Consider the following 16,917-nt stretch of genomic DNA (forward strand, 5'->3'; position numbering starts at 1 on the left):
AAAGAATTATCATGACAAACAAAATCAATTACTTACATGACGCAGACGAAAGAAAAGTGCCAAAATTTTACCGTTTGATAAATTTTTGAACCTGAGTTACGATTCCCTCACTAGTCGTTACCAATAAAGAGGGAACTTCAATGGAACGCCTGGAAACTGGGATTCGTGCTGGCCGGCTTTCGTCCGCCGAGTACGAGGCTAATTTTTCCGATCTTCATCCGCGCCTCGACAACCACGAAGCGCTGGTCGCCGCCGACCGCTGTTATTTCTGCTATGACGCGCCGTGCATGACGGCCTGTCCCACCTCCATCGATATTCCGCTCTTCATCCGCCAGATTTCGACCGGCAATCCGATCGGCTCGGCGAAGACGATCTTCGACCAGAACATCCTTGGCGGCATGTGCGCCCGCGTCTGTCCTACCGAAGAGCTCTGCGAACAGGCTTGTGTGCGCAACACGGCCGAAGAGCGCCCTGTCGAGATCGGCCGCCTGCAGCGCTATGCGACGGATGCGGCAATGGCCGCCGACAAGCAGTTCTATCGGCGTGCGGAACCGACCGGCAAGAAGATCGCCGTCGTCGGCGCCGGTCCCGCCGGCCTTGCGGCAGCCCACCGCCTCGCCGTCAAAGGCCATGATGTGGTGATCTACGACACCAAGCCGAAATCCGGCGGCCTCAACGAATATGGCATCGCCACCTACAAGACGGTCGATGACTTCGCGCAGAAAGAGGTCGACTACGTCCTTTCGATCGGCGGCATCGAGGTGAAGCACGACCAGCAGCTCGGCCGCGATTTCTCGCTCTCCGACCTGCAGGGCCAGTACGATGCCGTCTTCCTCGGCCTCGGCCTTGCCGGCGTCAACGCATTGCGCGTCGACAATGAAAACCTGCCTGGTGTCGATGATGCAGTCGATTTCATTGCCGCCCTGCGCCAGGCCGGCGACAAGGGCGAGATCGCCATCGGCCGCCGCGTCGTCGTTCTCGGCGGCGGCATGACGGCAATCGATGCCGCCGTGCAGGCAAAGCTTCTCGGCGCCGAGGAAGTGACGATCTGCTACCGCCGTGGCAAGGAGCACATGAACGCCTCGGAATTCGAGCAGGATCTCGCCACCTCCAAGGGCGTCATCATCCGCCACTGGCTGGCGCCGAAATCCATCCTCTCGCAGGATGGCAAGGTGGCGGCAATCGAGGTGGAATATACCGCAATCGTCGGTGGTCGCCTTTCCGGCACCGGCGAGACGGGTGTGATCGCCACCGACCAGATCTTCAAGGCAATCGGCCAGACATTCGAGACCTCAGGTCTCGGCGCGCTGCGGATGGAATCCGGCCGCATCGCAGTTGATGCCGAAGGCCGCACATCGGTTGATGGCGTCTGGGCTGGCGGCGACTGCGTCTTCGGTGGTGAAGACCTCACCGTCTCTGCCGTCGCCCATGGCCGCGATGCGGCCGAATCCATTCACCGTACCCTGTCCGCCGCAGCCGCTCCGGCTGTCGCCGTCGCCTGAAGGGGAGAATGAACAATGGCTGATCTCCGCAATAATTTCGTCGGCATCAAGTCCCCGAACCCCTTCTGGCTCGCCTCCGCACCGCCGACCGACAAGGCCTACAATGTCGAGCGCGCCTTCAAGGCCGGCTGGGGCGGCGTCGTCTGGAAGACGCTAGGTGAAGAAGGCCCGCCTGTCGTCAACGTCAATGGTCCGCGCTACGGCGCGATCTGGGGTGCCGACCGTCGCCTGCTCGGCCTCAACAATATCGAGCTCATCACCGACCGCGACCTGCAGACCAACCTGCGCGAAATGAAGCAGGTCAAGATGAATTGGCCCGACCGGGCGCTCATCGCCTCGATCATGGTGCCCTGCGAGGAACAGGCCTGGAAAGCCATCCTGCCGCTGGTGGAAGAGACCGAAGCAGACGGTATCGAACTGAACTTCGGCTGTCCGCACGGCATGTCCGAGCGCGGCATGGGCTCGGCCGTTGGACAGGTGCCAGAATATATCGAAATGGTCGTGCGCTGGTGCAAGCAATACACGCGCATGCCCGTCATCACCAAGCTGACGCCCAACATCACCGATATCCGCCGCCCTGCCCGCGCCGCCAAGGCCGGCGGCACGGACGCCGTCTCGCTGATCAACACGATCAACTCGATCGTCTCGGTCGATCTCGACAATTTCGCGCCAAACCCGACCGTTGGGGGCAAGGGCAGTCACGGCGGCTATTGCGGCCCTGCGGTGAAACCGATCGCGCTCAACATGGTCGCCGAAATCGCTCGCGACCCGGAAACCTACGGCCTGCCGATCTCGGGCATCGGCGGCATCACCACCTGGCGGGACGCTGCCGAATTCCTCGTCCTCGGCGCCGGCAACGTCCAGGTCTGCACGGCGGCCATGACCTACGGCTTCAAGATCGTGCAGGAAATGATCACGGGCCTTTCCGACTGGATGGACGAAAAGGGCCACAAGACCCTCGACGACGTCACCGGCCGCGCCGTGCCCAACGTCACCGACTGGCAGTACCTCAACCTCAACTACATAGCGAAGGCCAAGATCGATCAGGACGCCTGCATCAAATGCGGCCGCTGCTACATCGCCTGCGAGGACACCTCGCACCAGGCAATCACCAACTTCGTCGACGGCGTTCGCCATTTCGAGGTGATGGACGAGGAATGTGTCGGCTGCAATCTCTGCGTCAGCGTCTGCCCGGTCGAAAACTGCATCACCATGGAGCAGCTTCCAGCTGGCGCCCTCGATAAGCGCACCGGCAAGGTGGTCGATCCGAACTACGCCAACTGGACGACCCACCCGAACAACCCGATGGCGCGCCAGGCTGCGGAGTAAAATCTCCGAAAAGCCTGATAAAAAAGCCGCCCAAGGCGGCTTTTTCTTTATCCGTTTATTCTCAAAGCCCGAATGATTTCCGATACGCGCTCGGACTCGTCCCGAGCCGCCGGCGGAAATGATGGCGCATGGTCGCCAACGTGCCAAACCCGCTGGCGATGGCGATATCGTCGAGCGACACGGCAAGCTCCTTCTCCAGAAGATCGCGCGCCTGCCGCAACCGTTCCTTCAGCAGCCATTCGCCGACACTGTCGCCTGTCGTCGCCTCGAAGCGGCGCTGGAAGGTGCGCATGCTCATGCCGGCCTTGCCGGCAAGCAGGCTGATCGGCTGCTCCTCAGCCAGACGCTCCCGCATCCATTCGATCAATGGTCCGAGACGAATGCCCTCGCGTTCCTCCGGCACGGGGGCCGCAATGAACTGCGCCTGTCCGCCTTCGCGATGCGGCGGAACGACGAGACGACGCGCCACGCTGTTGGCCGCATCCGGGCCGAAGTCACCGCGCACCACATGCAGGCAGAGATCGATGCCTGCGGCACTGCCCGCCGCCGTCAGGATGCTGCCCTCGTCCATGTAGAGCACGTCGGCATCGAGCGCGATGTCGGGGTAACGTTCGGCAATCGAGGCGATATAGCGCCAATGGGTCGTTGCCCGCCGCCCGGCGAGCAGTCCTGCCGCGGCAAGCACGGCGACCCCCGAGCATAGCGACATCACCCGCGCTCCCCGTTCATGGGCAGCACGCAAGGCAGCAATCAAAGCTTCCGGCACCGGCGCATCGATCGCCCGCCATCCCGGCGCGATGATGAGATCCGCCTCGTCAAGCAGTTCCAGCCCTCTGTCGACCGCAACCGTCAACCCGCCGGCCGCCCGCAGCGGACCGGCCTCGATGCCGGCGACCGAGAAGCGATACCAGCCCTCGCCCATCTCCGGCCGCGACAGGCCGAAGACCTCGTAGGCAATGCCGAATTCGAAAGTGCAGAGCCCATCATAGGCAAGCGCTACGACGTGCGGTCCCCGTGTCTTGCGAGCATCCGATTTTGGCATGATCTTTACGCTATCCGTCATGATGGCCAATTTCGTCCATCACTATCATCGCCAATGATCGGCTGCAATCAAAGGCAAGAAAGGAAGAGATCATGCCTAGTCCCGTTTCCGAAATCCCCGCCGCAGCACCCGAAACCGCCGCCGAACACTTCGCCCGCAAGCTCGCCTTCGAGACCGATTGCTCGGATGTGAACGCCGCCTTCACTTCGGGCAAGGTCGATTTCGTCCTGCTCGACGTCCGCTCGCCAACACTCTTTGCGCTGTCGCATGTGCCGGGCGCCCTCAACCTGCCGCACGGCAAGATGACTGCGCACCGCATGTCGGAATGGCCTTCCGATACGCTGTTCGTGGTCTATTGCGCCGGCCCGCATTGCAACGGTGCCGACAAGGCAGCCCTCCGCCTCTCCCGCCTCGGCCTCTCCGTCAAGTTGATGATCGGCGGGCTCACCGGCTGGGCCGATGAAGGTCTTGCTTTCGAAAGCGATGCGAGCGCCGCCGCCTGATCCGAACCCCTTCTCCCTAGAAGGGAGAAGGGAAGTCCTTCACTCAGAACTCGACCACGACTTTGCCGAATGGCCCGCGATAGAGATGCTCGAGCGCCGCAGGGAATTCCTCGAAGGCATAGCACTTGTCGATCACGGGTTTCAGCACCGTCTGATCGACCGCCCGCACCAGATCCTCCAGCGCGCGCCGATGGCCGACGGCAATGCCTTGTACGACGGGCGCCTTGAGCAGCAGAGGACCGGCCGGGCCGGACACTTCGAAACCGTCGAGAACCCCAATGACGGAGATTCGGCCATTGACCGCCACAGCCTTCAGGGCCTGACCGAGATGGGCACCGCCGACAATTTCCAACACATGGTCGACGCCATAATCGCCAGTTAGCAAATAGAGCTGCTCCACCCAATCTCCTTCATTGCGATTGATGGCATGATCGGCACCCAGGGCGGCGGCGCGCTCCAGCTTATCTACACTGCCTGAGGTGATGAAGACCTCCGCGCCATGGGCCTTGGCGATCTGCAGGCCGAAGAGCGCCACGCCGCCTGTACCTTGCACCAGCACCTTGTCGCCTGCTTTCAATCTGCCGCATTCGATCAGCGCGAACCAGGCGGTCAGTCCGGCGCAGGGCAAGGTGCTTGCTTCGGCCGGATCGAGCGTCTTCGGTGAATGCGCATACCACTCCTCGGACAGGACGGTATAATCCGAGAGAACGCCGGGATAGAAGCCGCCGCGCGTCTTGTAAGGCGGCGTGCGCGCATCGCCCAGGCTGCGACTATCGATCCAGTCGGGCGAGAAGGTCGAGATAACCCGGTCGCCCGGTTTGAAACGAGTGACCTCGGGACCGACCGCTTCCACGACACCCGCCATGTCGGAGGCCGGCACGAAGGGAAAATGCAGTGGCAATCCCATGCCGTTTTCCATCACCAGCCTGTCGCGAAAATTCAGCGAAACCGCCTGTGTCCGCACCAGCACCTTGTTGCTGGAAACCGGCTCCAGCCTGCCTTCGCCGATCGTCAGTTTCTGGTCCGGACCGACCCTGTCGATCTGCCATTGCCGTGTCGTCTGCATCGTCTCGCTCCTTGTTCATTGTAGGGAGCGAGACCATATCGTTGAAAATTCTGCACCAGTTGTGATATTAATTCGCCAGACTGGTTCCACTGAGGAAACAATATGGAGCAACTGAAAGGCATCTCGATCTTTGTCGAGACTGTTGAGGCAGGCGGTTTTTCGGCCGCCGCCGTGCGGCTGCATCTTACGCGTTCCGCCGTCGGCAAGACCATCGCGCGGCTGGAGCAGCGCCTCGGCGTACGCCTCTTCAACCGCACCACGCGCATGCAAAGCCTGACAGAGGAAGGTCGCTTTTTCTACGAGCGCTGCTTGCGTGCGGTCGAAGAAATCCGCCTCGGCGAGGCCATGCTGGAGTCAGGCCGGCATAGCGTGCGTGGCCGGCTGCGTATCTCCATGCCCGCGCTCTTCGGTCGCCTCTGCATCGCACCAATCCTGGAAAATCTGCTCGATGAGCATCCCGAACTCGAACTCGATCTCTCGTTCAACGATCGTATCGTCGACCTCCTGGAGGATGGTTTCGATCTTGCCATCCGCAACGGGCAACTGAAAGACCATCCCGACCTGATCGCCCGCGCCGTCGCTCGTCAGCGGATGACCGTCTGTGCATCTCCCGCCTATCTCGAAAGGCACGGCGTACCGCAGACGATCGCGGATATTCCGCAGCATCAAGGCATCGTCTACAGACGAGGCGACTATGAAAGGAGCTGGATCTTCCCCGCGCCAAATGATCCATGGCGGCAGGTCCTGCCACGCTCGCGGCTGCGGCTCGATGACCTCGCGGCGATCTCGGACGCAGCGCTTGCCGGCCGCGGCCTTGCCTGGCTGCCTTGCTGGCTGGTACGCGAGAACGTTGCTGCAGGCCGTCTCGTCCAAGTCCTGAAACACGAGGAAGCCAATATCTTCGATGCTCACGCTATCTGGCTGCGCTCGCCGGTCATGGTGCCGAAGGTCAGACTGGCGATCGACACGCTCGCCGCCCGGCTTCCAGCAATGATGGGCTAGACGGAAGAAACCGGATGAGAAGCGCGCCCGACCGAGGAGGGTAACGGACATTCTTGCCCGCTTGGCACGTCCGGGCAGGACCTAGAGCGCCGTGCGTCCATTCGGACGCACAAAGGACGCTCTAACTCTTTGAAGCGACGCATCAGGCGCCCGACCGATCCGGCCGCAACCCGCCGATGAAAAGCTGCTCCAGGAAGCGCGCCGCGTCCTCGAAGCGCCCGTCGCCGGAATGCTCTTCGCCGAGCACGGCGCGAACCTGCACGTCGAAATCGGCATAGTGCTGCGTCGTCGACCAGATCGAGAAGATGAGGTGATAGGGGTCGCAGCGGGCGATCTTGCCGCTTTTGATCCAGGTGCGGATCACGGCCGCCTTTTCGTCGACCAGCTCTTTCAGCGGTCCTTTCAGCATGTCGAGAACGTGCGGCGCGCCTTGCAACATCTCGTTGGCGAATAGCCGGCTCTCGCGGGGGAAATCGCGCGCCATCTCCAGCTTGCGGCGGATATAGCTGCGGATCTCCGCTTCCGGATCGCCTTCCGCATCGAAGGCCCTCAGCGGCTCCAGCCAGTTGAAGAGCACCCGGTCGATCAGCGCCCGGTGCATGGCTTCCTTGGTGCGGAAATAATAGAGCAGGTTCGGCTTCGACATGCCGGCCACTTCGGCGATCTGGTCGATGGTCGAGCCGCGGAAGCCGCTGACCGAAAACACATCCAGAGCCGCTTCCAGGATCTGCTCTTCCTTCTCCTCCTGGATGCGTGTCCGCCGAAGTGTCTTCGCCGCTCTCGGTATGGCCATTCGCTCTTTTCCCCTTGAAATTCAACTCCTTCGCTCAAGATTTGAAGAACGGCCCCTCCTGCCGCTTTAATGCGCAATTGCCCGCATTTTTGTCTGTATTTTTCGTGATTTTCGTCTTGAGCGCAGCGATGGAAGTTGTAATGTTTACCAATCGGTCAAATTATCCGCCAGATAAAAAACAAAGGCAACTGGCGATTTTCCGGCGCTGACAGAACAAGAAGCGGCAGCGGAATTTGACCACGGGAACAAGGCGGGCATGTACATTGCATGACTGCCGCAAAACAGGTGAGGACTTTCAGTATGGTGGCAGCGCCAGGCGAAAACATGCGCGTCAATGGGGACCGTCTCTGGGACAGTCTCATGGACATGGCGAAGATCGGCCCGGGAATTGCCGGCGGCAACAACCGCCAGACGCTGACGGATTCCGACGCCGAGGGCCGCAACCTCTTCAAGACATGGTGCGAAGACGCCGGCATGACGCTCGGCGTCGACAAGATGGGCACGATGTTCGCGACCCGCCCCGGCACCGATCCGAACGCCCTCCCCGTCTATGTCGGCTCGCATCTCGATACTCAGCCGACCGGCGGCAAATATGATGGCGTGCTTGGCGTGCTCGGCGCTCTCGAAGTCGTCAGGACCATGAACGATCTCGGCATCAGAACAAAGCACCCCATTGTCGTCACCAACTGGACCAACGAGGAAGGCGCCCGCTTCGCGCCTGCGATGCTGGCCTCCGGCGTCTTCGCCGGCGCGCACAGCCTGGACTTCGCCTACAATCGCAAGGATCCCGAAGGCAATCTCTTCGGTGACGAGCTGAAGCGCATCGGCTGGGTCGGCGACGAGGAAGTCGGCGCCCGCAAGATGCACGCCTATTTCGAATATCACATCGAGCAGGGCCCGATCCTCGAAGCCGAAAACAAGCAGATCGGCGTCGTTACCCACTGTCAGGGCCTGTGGTGGCTGGAATTCACGCTGACCGGCAAGGAAGCCCATACCGGCTCAACTCCGATGAACATGCGCGTCAATGCCGGCCTTGCGATGTCGCGCATCCTCGAAATGGTCCAGGGCGTGGCCATGGGCGAACAGCCGGGCGCCGTCGGCGGCGTCGGCCAGGTCTTCTTCTCGCCGAATTCCCGCAACGTGCTGCCGGGCAAGGTCGTCTTCACCGTCGACATCCGCTCGCCCGACAAGGCCAAGCTCGACCGCATGCGGGCAAAGATCGAGGCCGAAGCGCCCAAGATCTGCGATGCACTGGGTGTGGGCTGTTCCATCGAGGCGATTGGCCATTTCGAGCCCGTCACCTTCGACGAGAAGCTCGTCACGTCAGTCCGCTCCGCCGCCGACCGCCTCGGCTACAGCCACATGAACATCATCTCCGGCGCCGGCCACGACGCCTGCTGGGCCGCTAAGGTTGCGCCCGCCACCATGGTCATGTGCCCCTGCGTCGGCGGCCTCTCGCATAACGAGGCGGAAGACATTTCCAAGGAATGGGCAACGGCGGGTGCCGATGTGCTGTTCCATGCGGTGGTCGAGACGGCGGAGATAGTGTCGTGATCACGGATCCGGACGCAGATCTGGACGGCATGAGCCACGGTGATCTGTTGTTGGCGGCACGAGCCATGCGCCGCGCGATCCGCATTCACCGCGATACATCTGGCCATGAACTCTGTTGGCATCATCCCGATCTGTGGACGCTTCTGCCTGATACGCCGACCGGCGGTCAGATCGTGCCCGATTGGCCTCAATTTATGCGCGGCTGCATCCGCTACCGCCAGTCATTGGATAACCAGCTTGCGCAGGCACCGCGCAGCGACAGGGAGTTCGGAGAATGAGCACAGTCATCAAGAACGGCACCATCGTCACGGCCGACCTCACCTATAAGGCGGATGTGAAGATCGACGGCGGCAAGATCGTCGAGATCGGCCAGAACCTCTCCGGCAACGAGGTGCTGGATGCCACAGGCTGTTACATCATGCCTGGTGGCATCGATCCGCACACCCATCTCGAAATGCCATTCATGGGCACCTATTCCTCCGACGATTTCGAGAGCGGCACGCGCGCTGCCCTTTCCGGCGGCACGACCATGGTCGTCGATTTCGCCCTTCCCTCGCCCGGCCAGTCGCTGCTCGAAGCGCTGACCATGTGGGACAACAAATCCACGCGTGCCAATTGCGACTATTCCTTCCACATGGCGATCACCTGGTGGGGCGAACAGGTCTTCAATGAAATGAAGACGATCGTTGAGGACAAGGGCATCAACACCTTCAAGCACTTCATGGCCTATAAAGGCGCCTTGATGGTGAACGACGACGAGATGTTCGCCTCCTTCCAGCGCTGCGCAGAGCTTGGCGCCCTGCCGCTCGTCCATGCCGAAAACGGCGATGTCGTCGCCTCCCTTTCCGCCAAGCTGCTGTCCGAAGGCAATAACGGCCCCGAGGCGCATGCCTATTCGCGCCCGGCCGAAGTCGAGGGCGAGGCAACCAACCGCGCCATCATGATCGCCGACATGGCCGGCTGCCCTGTCTATATCGTCCACACCTCTTGCGAACAGGCGCATGAAGCGATCCGCCGCGCCCGTCAGAAGGGCATCCGCGCCTATGGCGAGCCGCTGATCCAGCACCTGACCCTCGACGAGTCAGAATATTTCGACAAGGATTGGGATCATGCCGCCCGCCGCGTCATGTCCCCGCCCTTCCGCAACAAGCAGCATCAGGACAGCCTTTGGGCGGGCCTCGCCTCCGGTTCGCTGCAGGTCGTGGCGACCGACCATTGCGCCTTCACCACGGCGCAGAAGCGATTCGGCGTTGGCGATTTCACCAAGATCCCGAACGGCACCGGCGGCCTCGAAGACCGCATGCCGATGCTCTGGACCTATGGCGTCAATACGGGTCGCCTGACGATGAACGAATTCGTCGCCGTCACCTCGACCAACATTGCCAAGATCCTCAACATCTACCCGAAGAAGGGCGCGATCCTCGTCGGCGCCGATGCCGATCTCGTCGTCTGGGATCCGAAGCGCTCCAAGACCATTACGTCGAAGAGCCAGCAGTCGGCGATCGATTACAACGTCTTCGAAGGCAAGGAAGTCACCGGCCTGCCGCGCTATACCCTGACACGTGGCGTCGTGGCGATCGAGGAAGGGACCGTCAAGACCCGCTCCGGCCATGGCGAATTCGTCAAGCGCGAGCCGGTCACCGCCGTCAGCAAGGCGCTGTCGACCTGGAAGGAGATCACCGCTCCCCGCAAGGTCGAGCGCACGGGCATCCCGGCGAGCGGGGTGTGATACATATGCGCGGCCATCTGCTTCTGACGATCGTTTCCCTGGCCGCGCTTTCCACCGCGGCGAATGCCGGCACGCTGCCCATCAAGGGCAGCTACGGCAACAAGGATGGCTGCGCCTACGCCAAGAGCGGCGAAAGCACAGGTTCCGACAACTTCTTTCTGCTGACTTCCGAGGGCATCACCACGGCGGCCTCTTACTGCGAAATCAAGAAAGTCCTGAAGACCGAAGGCAAGGACTTCACCGCCACGGTCGCTTGCCAGGCGGAGGGCGAAGAGAGCAGCAACGACGACACCGTCAAGATCACATCAGGGCCTAAAGGCTATACGATCGGGTTCGTGGCTGATGCCGCAATCAAGTGGGGGCCGCTGCCGCTATGCAAATAGCCTCACGCCGGCACCAGCGCATCCAGCTCCGGCAGCAGGATCACGCTTTCCTGCTCGTTCGGATCGGTGCGGGCAATGATCGCCGTGCATGGCGTGCTGCTCAAGTTGGCCGGCAAATGCGGGACGCCCGCCGGGATGTAGAAAAGCTCGCCGGCATGCACGACAATGTGGTTCTCGAGCTGGTCGCCATACCAGGTATGCGCCTCACCGGAGAGCATGTAGATCGCCGTTTCATGCGCCTCATGCAGATGCGCCTTGGCGCGCACGCCGGGCGGGATCGTCAGAAGATGCATACAGATGCCCTTCGCGCCCACGGTCTCGGCCGCAATACCCTCGAAATAGCTGAGCCCCTGCTTGCCGTCATAGGTGTGGTTGGGGCGAACAGTGTGGCAGGTGGGCTTTGATTTTGCGTCCATCCTCATCCTCCAAGGACTGTGCTGTCGGTAAGACCGACGGCAATGATATCATGGAAAATCGCGCCGGCGCGGCGAAAACAAGACTGGTTTATTGATGCAAGCACCCTCCGTCGTATCCGCCAAGGATCTCTGTCTCAGCTACCAGACGAATGACGGCGCGGTGCACGCGCTTGCTGATGTCAATCTCGATATCCGCAGGGGCGAGTTTGTCTCCTTCATCGGCCCTTCCGGCTGCGGCAAGACGACTTTCCTGCGCGTCATCGCCGATCTCGAGCGCAAGACCTCCGGCGACATCGCCATCAACGGCATGACACCGGATGAGGCCCGCAAGGCCCGCGCCTATGGCTACGTCTTCCAGGCGCCGGCACTTTATCCGTGGCGCACAATCGAGAAGAACATCGCCCTGCCACTGGAGATCATGGGTTATTCGAAACCGGAACAGAAGAAGCGCATTGATGGGGCGCTCGACCTCGTCGAACTCTCCGGCTTCGAGAAGAAATTTCCCTGGCAGCTCTCAGGCGGCATGCAGCAGCGTGCCTCGATCGCCCGCGCGCTCGCCTTCGATGCCGATCTGCTCTTGATGGACGAACCCTTCGGCGCCCTCGACGAAATCGTCCGCGATCATCTGAATGCAGCGCTTCTGAAACTGTGGTCGCGCACCAACAAGACGATCTGTTTCGTCACTCACTCCATTCCCGAGGCCGTCTACCTCTCCACCAAGATCGTCGTCATGTCGCCGCGCCCGGGCCGCGTGACCGATATTATCGACTCGACACTGCCGAAGGAACGACCGCTCGACATCCGCGAGACACCGGAATTCCTGGAAATCGCTCATCGCGTCCGCGAAGGGCTGAGGGCGGGGCACAGTTATGAGTAAGCGCATACGCGGAATTTCGAGGGAGGCCGCATGAAACCCGACACCCTCAAGGACAAGATCATCCCCGTCCTCACGATCCTGCTGGTGCTGATCGCCGTCTGGTATGTCGCCGCGGTCTTCCTCAACGCGCCGTTCCAGCGCGATATGGACGCGCGCAATAACGTCACCTCGACGACGACGGAATTCATCGGCAGGGCACTCTCCCAGCCGAAGCCCATCCTGCCGGCGCCGCATCAGGTGGCGCAGAACGTCTTCGAAAACACCTTCCTGCGAAAGCTCTCCAGCAATCGCAGCCTCGTCTACCACGCAGGCGTCACCCTCTCTTCCACCGCGCTCGGCTTTGCGCTCGGTACGCTGCTTGGCATCGTGATCGCTGTCGGCATCATCCATATCAAGGCGCTCGATCGCAGCCTGATGCCGTGGATCATCGCATCCCAAACCGTGCCGATCCTGGCAATCGCACCGATGGTCATCGTCGTGCTCGGCTCGATCAATATTACCGGCCTCATCCCGAAGGCGCTGATCTCCACCTACCTCTCCTTCTTCCCGGTCACGGTCGGCATGGTGAAGGGGCTGCGCTCGCCCGAGGTCATGCATCTCGATCTGATGCGCACCTATAATGCCACGGCCGCACAAACCTTCTGGAAGCTGCGCGTGCCTGCCTCCATCCCCTTCCTCTTCACCTCGATGAAGGTGGCAATCGCCGCAAGCCTCGTTGGCGCTATCGTCGGCGAACTGCCGACCGGCGCCGTCGCCGGCATTGGCTCCAAGCTGCTTGCCGGCTCCTATTACAGCCAGACGATCGATATCTGGGCAGCACTGGTCGCCGGCTCGGTCCTTGCCGCAATCCTTGTCGCCATGGTTGGCCTCGTCGCGAAGATCGTCGACCGCGCCATGGGCGGGAGGCCGGTATGAAGCAAATCGTGCTTTCCTGGCAGGGCCTGATCGCTCTCCTCTGCGTGGCAGGCGCAATGGTCATGCTGCCTGTCTTTGGGGCCGGTGCCACACAGCCTCCGTCCGCAGGAACTGTCATCCTGATCGCACTGCTTGCGATCGTCGCAGCACTGATCTCCTTCGCGCCCCTATCCACATCGCTTGTCGCAACCGCCCTCTTCATCGGCGCTCATGGTGCGGCATGGCTTCTGCTCGGTACACTTTCGGGCAATGAAGGCTTCGCCGGCACCTCCTTCTTCCTGCTGCTGGCCGCCTGCTGGTTGCTTGCCTGGCGCTGCGTGACGGAGCTTTCGGAACTCAAGCCGACAACACCGTCCGGCCAGTGGCTGCTGCGGCTGCTGATCCCGGCAATCTTCGGCACCTGGATCCTCATCATCTGGGAAACAATCACGCGCGGCGCGGGTGTCCCTTTCGTGCTGCTGCCACCGCCGTCCGCGATTGGCGCACGCATCATAGGCTCCCTGCCGATCCTCGGCGAAGATATCAGGCAAACGATCTTCAAGGCCGTTCTGATCGGTTACACCATCGGCTGCGTCAGCGGCTTCGTCGTCGCCATCCTTGCCGACCGTTTCGCCTTTCTGCGCCGCGGCTTGCTGCCGATCGGCAATTTGGTTTCGGCCCTGCCGATGATCGGCGTGGCACCGATCATGGTCATGTGGTTCGGCTTCGACTGGCCGTCGAAGGCGGCCGTCGTCATCATCATGACCTTCTTCCCGATGCTGGTGAACACCGTTGCAGGGCTAGCCGCCTCCGGCAACATGGAGCGCGACCTGATGCGCACCTATGCATCGAACTACTGGCAGACGCTGGTCAAGCTCAGGCTTCCCGCCGCAATGCCCTTCATTTTCAATGCACTGAAGATCAACTCGACGCTGGCTCTGATTGGTGCCATCGTTGCGGAATTCTTCGGAACGCCGATCGTCGGCATGGGCTTCCGCATCTCCACGGAGATCGGCCGCATGAATGTCGACATGGTCTGGGCCGAGATCGCCGTCGCGGCGCTTGCAGGCTCGATCTTCTATGGTGTCGTCGCCCTTGCCGAGAGGGCGGTGACGTTCTGGCATCCGTCTATCCGTGGTGGTTAGACGTGCCCCGGCCCCGCACCAGGGCCTGGGCATAACTTCAGAGGGAACAAGAAAATGAAAAAATTAATGGTTGCAATGATGGCGAGCGCTATGTCGCTTGCCGCCGCCCACGCGATGGCGGCCGACAAGGTGGCGCTCCAGTTGAAGTGGGTCACCCAGTCGCAATTCGCCGGCTACTACGTCGCCAAGGACAAGGGCTACTATGAAGAAGAAGGCCTCGACGTCGATATCAAGCCAGGCGGCCCCGATATCGCTCCCGAGCAGGTGATCGCCGGCGGCGGCGCCGATGTGATCGTCGACTGGATGGGTGGTGCGCTGGTTGCTCGCGAAAAGGGCGTTCCGCTGGTCAACATCGCCCAGCCCTATCAGAAGTCGGGCATGGAAATGATCTGCCGCAAGGACGGCCCGGTCAAGACCGAAGCCGATTTCAAAGGCCATACCCTCGGCGTCTGGTTCTTCGGCAACGAATATCCTTTCTTCGCCTGGATGAGCAAGCTCGGCCTCAAGACCGATGGCGGCCCTGACGGTGTGACGGTACTCAAGCAGAGCTTCGACGTTCAGCCGCTGCTGCAGAAGCAGGCCGACTGCATTTCCGTCATGACCTATAATGAATACTGGCAGGCAATCGATGCCGGCCTGAAGCCGGAAGATCTCACCGTCTTCAACTACACCGCCATGGGCAACGACCTCTTGGAAGACGGTCTCTATGCGTCGGAAGAAAAGCTGAAGGATCCGGCCTTCAAGGAAAAGATGGTCAAGTTCGTCCGCGCTTCGATGAAGGGCTGGAAATACGCCATGGAGAACCCGGATGAAGCAGCCGGAATCGTCGTCGACGCCGGCGGCCAGGACGAAAACCACCAGAAGCGCATGATGGGCGAAGTCGCCAAGCTGATCGGTGACGGCACCGGCAAACTCGACACCACGCTCTATGATCGTACGGCGAAGGCCCTGCTCGACCAGAAGATCATCAACAAGGAGCCATCGGGCGCCTGGACCCACGACATCACTGACGCCGCCGCCAAGTAACGGCATAGCGATACCAAAATGCAACGCGCGCGGGAGATTCTCCCGCGCGTTTCTGTTTTTTTGCACTCAATGAAAAAAATCGCCTTGCAACTGTCGCATTTATCAGGCGTCAAACGTCAAGCATATGAGAGCCGATCAATCATCGTCATGTTCACATAACCCTGAGGTGATTGATGAGCCCCGCAATGGTAATTAATATTATCTCATGGGGAATTATTTTCTGCCAGGCTTGCACGTGGAGCAAATCGATACCACGTTCTAGCTGGATTTGCCGGAGAGGGATGACGCGTTCCGGCAGATGAGATGCGGGTAAATACCTCTGAGATTTGGAAGACGGCATTTGCCCGGTTCGCGAGTTGCATGACGACGCGCGAGTCCGGCCGATCCTGTCAAGAGATTGGACGAAGACGCATGGCACTGAAGCCACACGCACTACTACGCGCCTCCACTTTCCCTGTCACCGCTTTTGCGGTCTCGGCCCTTTTTGCCGCCGCTTTTGCGGCCTCGGCTGTATTTGCGCAGGAACCCAAGGCCACCCAGCCGCAGGCCCAGGCTCTGCAGAACCTGCCCGCAATCGTTGTCACCAAGGCCGTAAACCGCACCCTCGTCGACCGTGTCATCGGCACGGGAACGGTCAAGCCCGTCGAGGAAGTCTATATCCAGCCGCAGGTCGAAGGCCTCTCCATCCGCACCCTGAAGGCCGATGTCGGCGACAAGGTTCAGGCGGAAAGCACGCTGGCGACGCTGAACGATGACGCTCTGGTCTTGACGAAGAGCCAGATGATGGCGACGAAAGCCAAGGGCGAGGCAAGCCTTGCCCAGCTACGCGCCCAGCTCGTCGAGGCTCAGGCCAATGCCGAGCAGGCAAGGCAGCAGCAGGTCCGCGCCCAGGAAATGGTCAAGAAGGGTACGGTTTCGACCGCCCAGGTCGAGCAGGCCGATGCAACTGCCGCCGCCGCCAATGCCCGCGTCTCCTCCGCCGAGCAGGCGATCGAGGTCGCCGAAGCCGATCTCAAGGTCTTCGACAGCCAGATCGCCGACGCGGACCTGAAACTGGCGCGCACCGATGTGAAGACACCGGTCGCGGGCATCATTTCGGCCAAGAACGCCAAGGTCGGCGCTATTGCCGCCGGCAACGGCGATCCGCTTTTCACCGTCATCCGCGACGGCGACGTCGAACTTGTCGCCGAAGTCGCCGAAAGCGACATCGTCAGGATCATGGCCGGCCAGAAGGCGACGATTTCGCTTTCCGGCAGCCGCGAGAAGCTTTCCGGCGCCGTGCGCCTGGTGTCGCCGACCGTCGATCCGGTCACCCGCCTCGGCCTCGTCCATATCTCTATCGACGATGACAGCAAGGCGCGTTCCGGCATGTATGGCAGCGCCGAGATCATCGTTCGCGAGACGGAGGGCGTATCGCTTCCCCTGACGGCAGTGCTCACCAGCAACGAAGGCTCCTCCGCCCGCAGGGTCGAGGATGGCGTGGTGAAATACGCCAAGGTCGAGACCGGCATCCAGGACGGTGCCTATGTCGAGATCGTCAATGGATTGAAGACCGGCGACGAGGTCGTGGCCAAGGCGGGCGCTTATGTCCGCGACGGTGACCATATCACTCCGGTGCGTGAACAGCCTCCGGCTTCCAACTAAAGAGACCATCCG

17 protein-coding genes are annotated in these 16,917 nt (G+C 61.3%); 13 read left to right on the forward strand and 4 right to left on the reverse strand.

Annotation, left to right across the window (positions count from 1 at the left end; genetic code table 11):
• Positions 1–140: 140 nt before the first annotated feature.
• The gene (locus tag AB8B33_RS16675) at positions 141–1,502 is read left to right on the forward strand and encodes an NAD(P)-dependent oxidoreductase (protein ID WP_439016193.1); all 1,362 of its coding nucleotides are present in this window, start codon (positions 141–143) and stop codon (positions 1,500–1,502) included.
• A 15-nt stretch (positions 1,503–1,517) separates the two neighbouring features.
• The gene (gene preA, locus AB8B33_RS16680; protein WP_439016194.1) at positions 1,518–2,831 is read left to right on the forward strand and encodes an NAD-dependent dihydropyrimidine dehydrogenase subunit PreA; all 1,314 of its coding nucleotides are present in this window, start codon (positions 1,518–1,520) and stop codon (positions 2,829–2,831) included.
• Positions 2,832–2,892: 61 nt separating this feature from the next.
• On the opposite strand, the gene ftrA is transcribed toward preA, so the two are convergent.
• Positions 2,893–3,894, reverse strand: a complete 1,002-nt coding sequence (gene ftrA, locus AB8B33_RS16685; protein WP_439016195.1) for a transcriptional regulator FtrA — start codon at positions 3,892–3,894, stop codon at positions 2,893–2,895.
• A gap of 71 nt (positions 3,895–3,965) precedes the next feature.
• On the opposite strand from ftrA, the gene AB8B33_RS16690 reads away from it, so the two are divergent.
• Positions 3,966–4,376, forward strand: coding sequence for a rhodanese-like domain-containing protein (locus tag AB8B33_RS16690; protein ID WP_439016196.1), 411 nt, complete (start codon positions 3,966–3,968; stop codon positions 4,374–4,376).
• A 43-nt stretch (positions 4,377–4,419) separates the two neighbouring features.
• On the opposite strand, the gene AB8B33_RS16695 is transcribed toward AB8B33_RS16690, so the two are convergent.
• Positions 4,420–5,442, reverse strand: a complete 1,023-nt coding sequence (locus AB8B33_RS16695) for a zinc-dependent alcohol dehydrogenase family protein (protein WP_439016197.1) — start codon at positions 5,440–5,442, stop codon at positions 4,420–4,422.
• A 102-nt stretch (positions 5,443–5,544) separates the two neighbouring features.
• Here AB8B33_RS16695 and AB8B33_RS16700 point away from each other — a divergent pair, with 102 nt between their 5' ends.
• On the forward strand, positions 5,545–6,444 hold the full coding sequence (locus AB8B33_RS16700; protein WP_439016198.1) for a LysR family transcriptional regulator: 900 nt from the start codon (positions 5,545–5,547) through the stop codon (positions 6,442–6,444).
• A 142-nt stretch (positions 6,445–6,586) separates the two neighbouring features.
• Here AB8B33_RS16700 and AB8B33_RS16705 read toward each other — a convergent pair whose 3' ends face one another.
• On the reverse strand, positions 6,587–7,237 hold the full coding sequence (locus AB8B33_RS16705; protein ID WP_439016199.1) for a TetR family transcriptional regulator C-terminal domain-containing protein: 651 nt from the start codon (positions 7,235–7,237) through the stop codon (positions 6,587–6,589).
• A 300-nt stretch (positions 7,238–7,537) separates the two neighbouring features.
• Here AB8B33_RS16705 and AB8B33_RS16710 point away from each other — a divergent pair, with 300 nt between their 5' ends.
• The 4 genes from AB8B33_RS16710 to AB8B33_RS16725 are packed head-to-tail and all read left to right on the forward strand — an operon-like array spanning position 7,538 to position 10,903.
• The gene (locus tag AB8B33_RS16710) at positions 7,538–8,791 is read left to right on the forward strand and encodes a Zn-dependent hydrolase (RefSeq protein ID WP_439016200.1); all 1,254 of its coding nucleotides are present in this window, start codon (positions 7,538–7,540) and stop codon (positions 8,789–8,791) included.
• Positions 8,788–9,069 (forward strand): hypothetical protein, encoded by a 282-nt coding sequence (locus AB8B33_RS16715; protein ID WP_439016201.1) that lies wholly within the window; start codon positions 8,788–8,790, stop codon positions 9,067–9,069. The genes AB8B33_RS16710 and AB8B33_RS16715 overlap by 4 nt, the downstream gene beginning before the upstream one ends.
• Positions 9,066–10,520, forward strand: coding sequence for a dihydropyrimidinase (gene hydA / locus AB8B33_RS16720; RefSeq protein ID WP_439016202.1), 1,455 nt, complete (start codon positions 9,066–9,068; stop codon positions 10,518–10,520). Before AB8B33_RS16715 ends, hydA begins: the two co-directional genes overlap by 4 nt.
• Positions 10,521–10,525: 5 nt before the next feature.
• A complete protein-coding gene (locus AB8B33_RS16725; protein WP_439016204.1) occupies positions 10,526–10,903 on the forward strand; it encodes a hypothetical protein in 378 nt (125 codons plus the stop codon).
• Positions 10,904–10,905: 2 nt separating this feature from the next.
• Here AB8B33_RS16725 and AB8B33_RS16730 read toward each other — a convergent pair whose 3' ends face one another.
• A complete protein-coding gene (locus AB8B33_RS16730; protein ID WP_439016205.1) occupies positions 10,906–11,319 on the reverse strand; it encodes a cupin domain-containing protein in 414 nt (137 codons plus the stop codon).
• Positions 11,320–11,413: 94 nt separating this feature from the next.
• On the opposite strand from AB8B33_RS16730, the gene AB8B33_RS16735 reads away from it, so the two are divergent.
• The 5 genes from AB8B33_RS16735 to AB8B33_RS16755 all read left to right on the forward strand — a co-directional run bounded on the left by AB8B33_RS16735 (position 11,414) and on the right by AB8B33_RS16755 (position 16,905).
• Entirely contained in the window at positions 11,414–12,196 is a 783-nt protein-coding gene (locus AB8B33_RS16735) for an ABC transporter ATP-binding protein (protein WP_113321661.1), read from the forward strand.
• Positions 12,197–12,226: 30 nt separating this feature from the next.
• Positions 12,227–13,111 carry an ABC transporter permease gene (locus AB8B33_RS16740; protein ID WP_439016206.1) on the forward strand — a complete coding sequence of 295 codons (885 nt, stop codon included), beginning with the start codon at positions 12,227–12,229 and terminating at the stop codon, positions 13,109–13,111.
• Positions 13,108–14,235 (forward strand): ABC transporter permease, encoded by a 1,128-nt coding sequence (locus AB8B33_RS16745; protein WP_113321659.1) that lies wholly within the window; start codon positions 13,108–13,110, stop codon positions 14,233–14,235. Before AB8B33_RS16740 ends, AB8B33_RS16745 begins: the two co-directional genes overlap by 4 nt.
• Before the next feature lie 54 nt (positions 14,236–14,289).
• On the forward strand, positions 14,290–15,261 hold the full coding sequence (locus tag AB8B33_RS16750) for an ABC transporter substrate-binding protein (RefSeq protein ID WP_113321658.1): 972 nt from the start codon (positions 14,290–14,292) through the stop codon (positions 15,259–15,261).
• Positions 15,262–15,672: 411 nt separating this feature from the next.
• Complete coding sequence (locus AB8B33_RS16755; RefSeq protein ID WP_439016207.1) at positions 15,673–16,905, forward strand: efflux RND transporter periplasmic adaptor subunit; 1,233 nt, start codon at positions 15,673–15,675, stop codon at positions 16,903–16,905.
• Positions 16,906–16,917: the final 12 nt, after the last annotated feature.

Origin of the sequence: Rhizobium sp. 768_B6_N1_8 (assembly GCF_051811225.1) — a bacterium.
In the GTDB taxonomy this organism is placed as follows: domain Bacteria; phylum Pseudomonadota; class Alphaproteobacteria; order Rhizobiales; family Rhizobiaceae; genus Rhizobium.

Bases quoted from the DNA above. Each gene is read 5' to 3' on its own strand.
- AB8B33_RS16705 (WP_439016199.1), bottom strand. From the start codon at position 7,237: ATGGCCATACCGAGAGCGGCGAAGACACTTCGGCGGACACGCATCCAG.
- AB8B33_RS16710 (WP_439016200.1), top strand. From the start codon at position 7,538: ATGGTGGCAGCGCCAGGCGAAAACATGCGCGTCAATGGGGACCGTCTC.
- AB8B33_RS16695 (WP_439016197.1), bottom strand. From the start codon at position 5,442: ATGCAGACGACACGGCAATGGCAGATCGACAGGGTCGGTCCGGACCAG.
- AB8B33_RS16740 (WP_439016206.1), top strand. From the start codon at position 12,227: ATGAAACCCGACACCCTCAAGGACAAGATCATCCCCGTCCTCACGATC.
- AB8B33_RS16700 (WP_439016198.1), top strand. From the start codon at position 5,545: ATGGAGCAACTGAAAGGCATCTCGATCTTTGTCGAGACTGTTGAGGCA.
- AB8B33_RS16735 (WP_113321661.1), top strand. From the start codon at position 11,414: ATGCAAGCACCCTCCGTCGTATCCGCCAAGGATCTCTGTCTCAGCTAC.
- hydA (WP_439016202.1), top strand. From the start codon at position 9,066: ATGAGCACAGTCATCAAGAACGGCACCATCGTCACGGCCGACCTCACC.
- AB8B33_RS16745 (WP_113321659.1), top strand. From the start codon at position 13,108: ATGAAGCAAATCGTGCTTTCCTGGCAGGGCCTGATCGCTCTCCTCTGC.
- AB8B33_RS16675 (WP_439016193.1), top strand. From the start codon at position 141: ATGGAACGCCTGGAAACTGGGATTCGTGCTGGCCGGCTTTCGTCCGCC.
- AB8B33_RS16750 (WP_113321658.1), top strand. From the start codon at position 14,290: ATGAAAAAATTAATGGTTGCAATGATGGCGAGCGCTATGTCGCTTGCC.
- ftrA (WP_439016195.1), bottom strand. From the start codon at position 3,894: ATGACGGATAGCGTAAAGATCATGCCAAAATCGGATGCTCGCAAGACA.
- AB8B33_RS16690 (WP_439016196.1), top strand. From the start codon at position 3,966: ATGCCTAGTCCCGTTTCCGAAATCCCCGCCGCAGCACCCGAAACCGCC.
- AB8B33_RS16755 (WP_439016207.1), top strand. From the start codon at position 15,673: ATGGCACTGAAGCCACACGCACTACTACGCGCCTCCACTTTCCCTGTC.
- preA (WP_439016194.1), top strand. From the start codon at position 1,518: ATGGCTGATCTCCGCAATAATTTCGTCGGCATCAAGTCCCCGAACCCC.
- AB8B33_RS16730 (WP_439016205.1), bottom strand. From the start codon at position 11,319: ATGGACGCAAAATCAAAGCCCACCTGCCACACTGTTCGCCCCAACCAC.
- AB8B33_RS16725 (WP_439016204.1), top strand. From the start codon at position 10,526: ATGCGCGGCCATCTGCTTCTGACGATCGTTTCCCTGGCCGCGCTTTCC.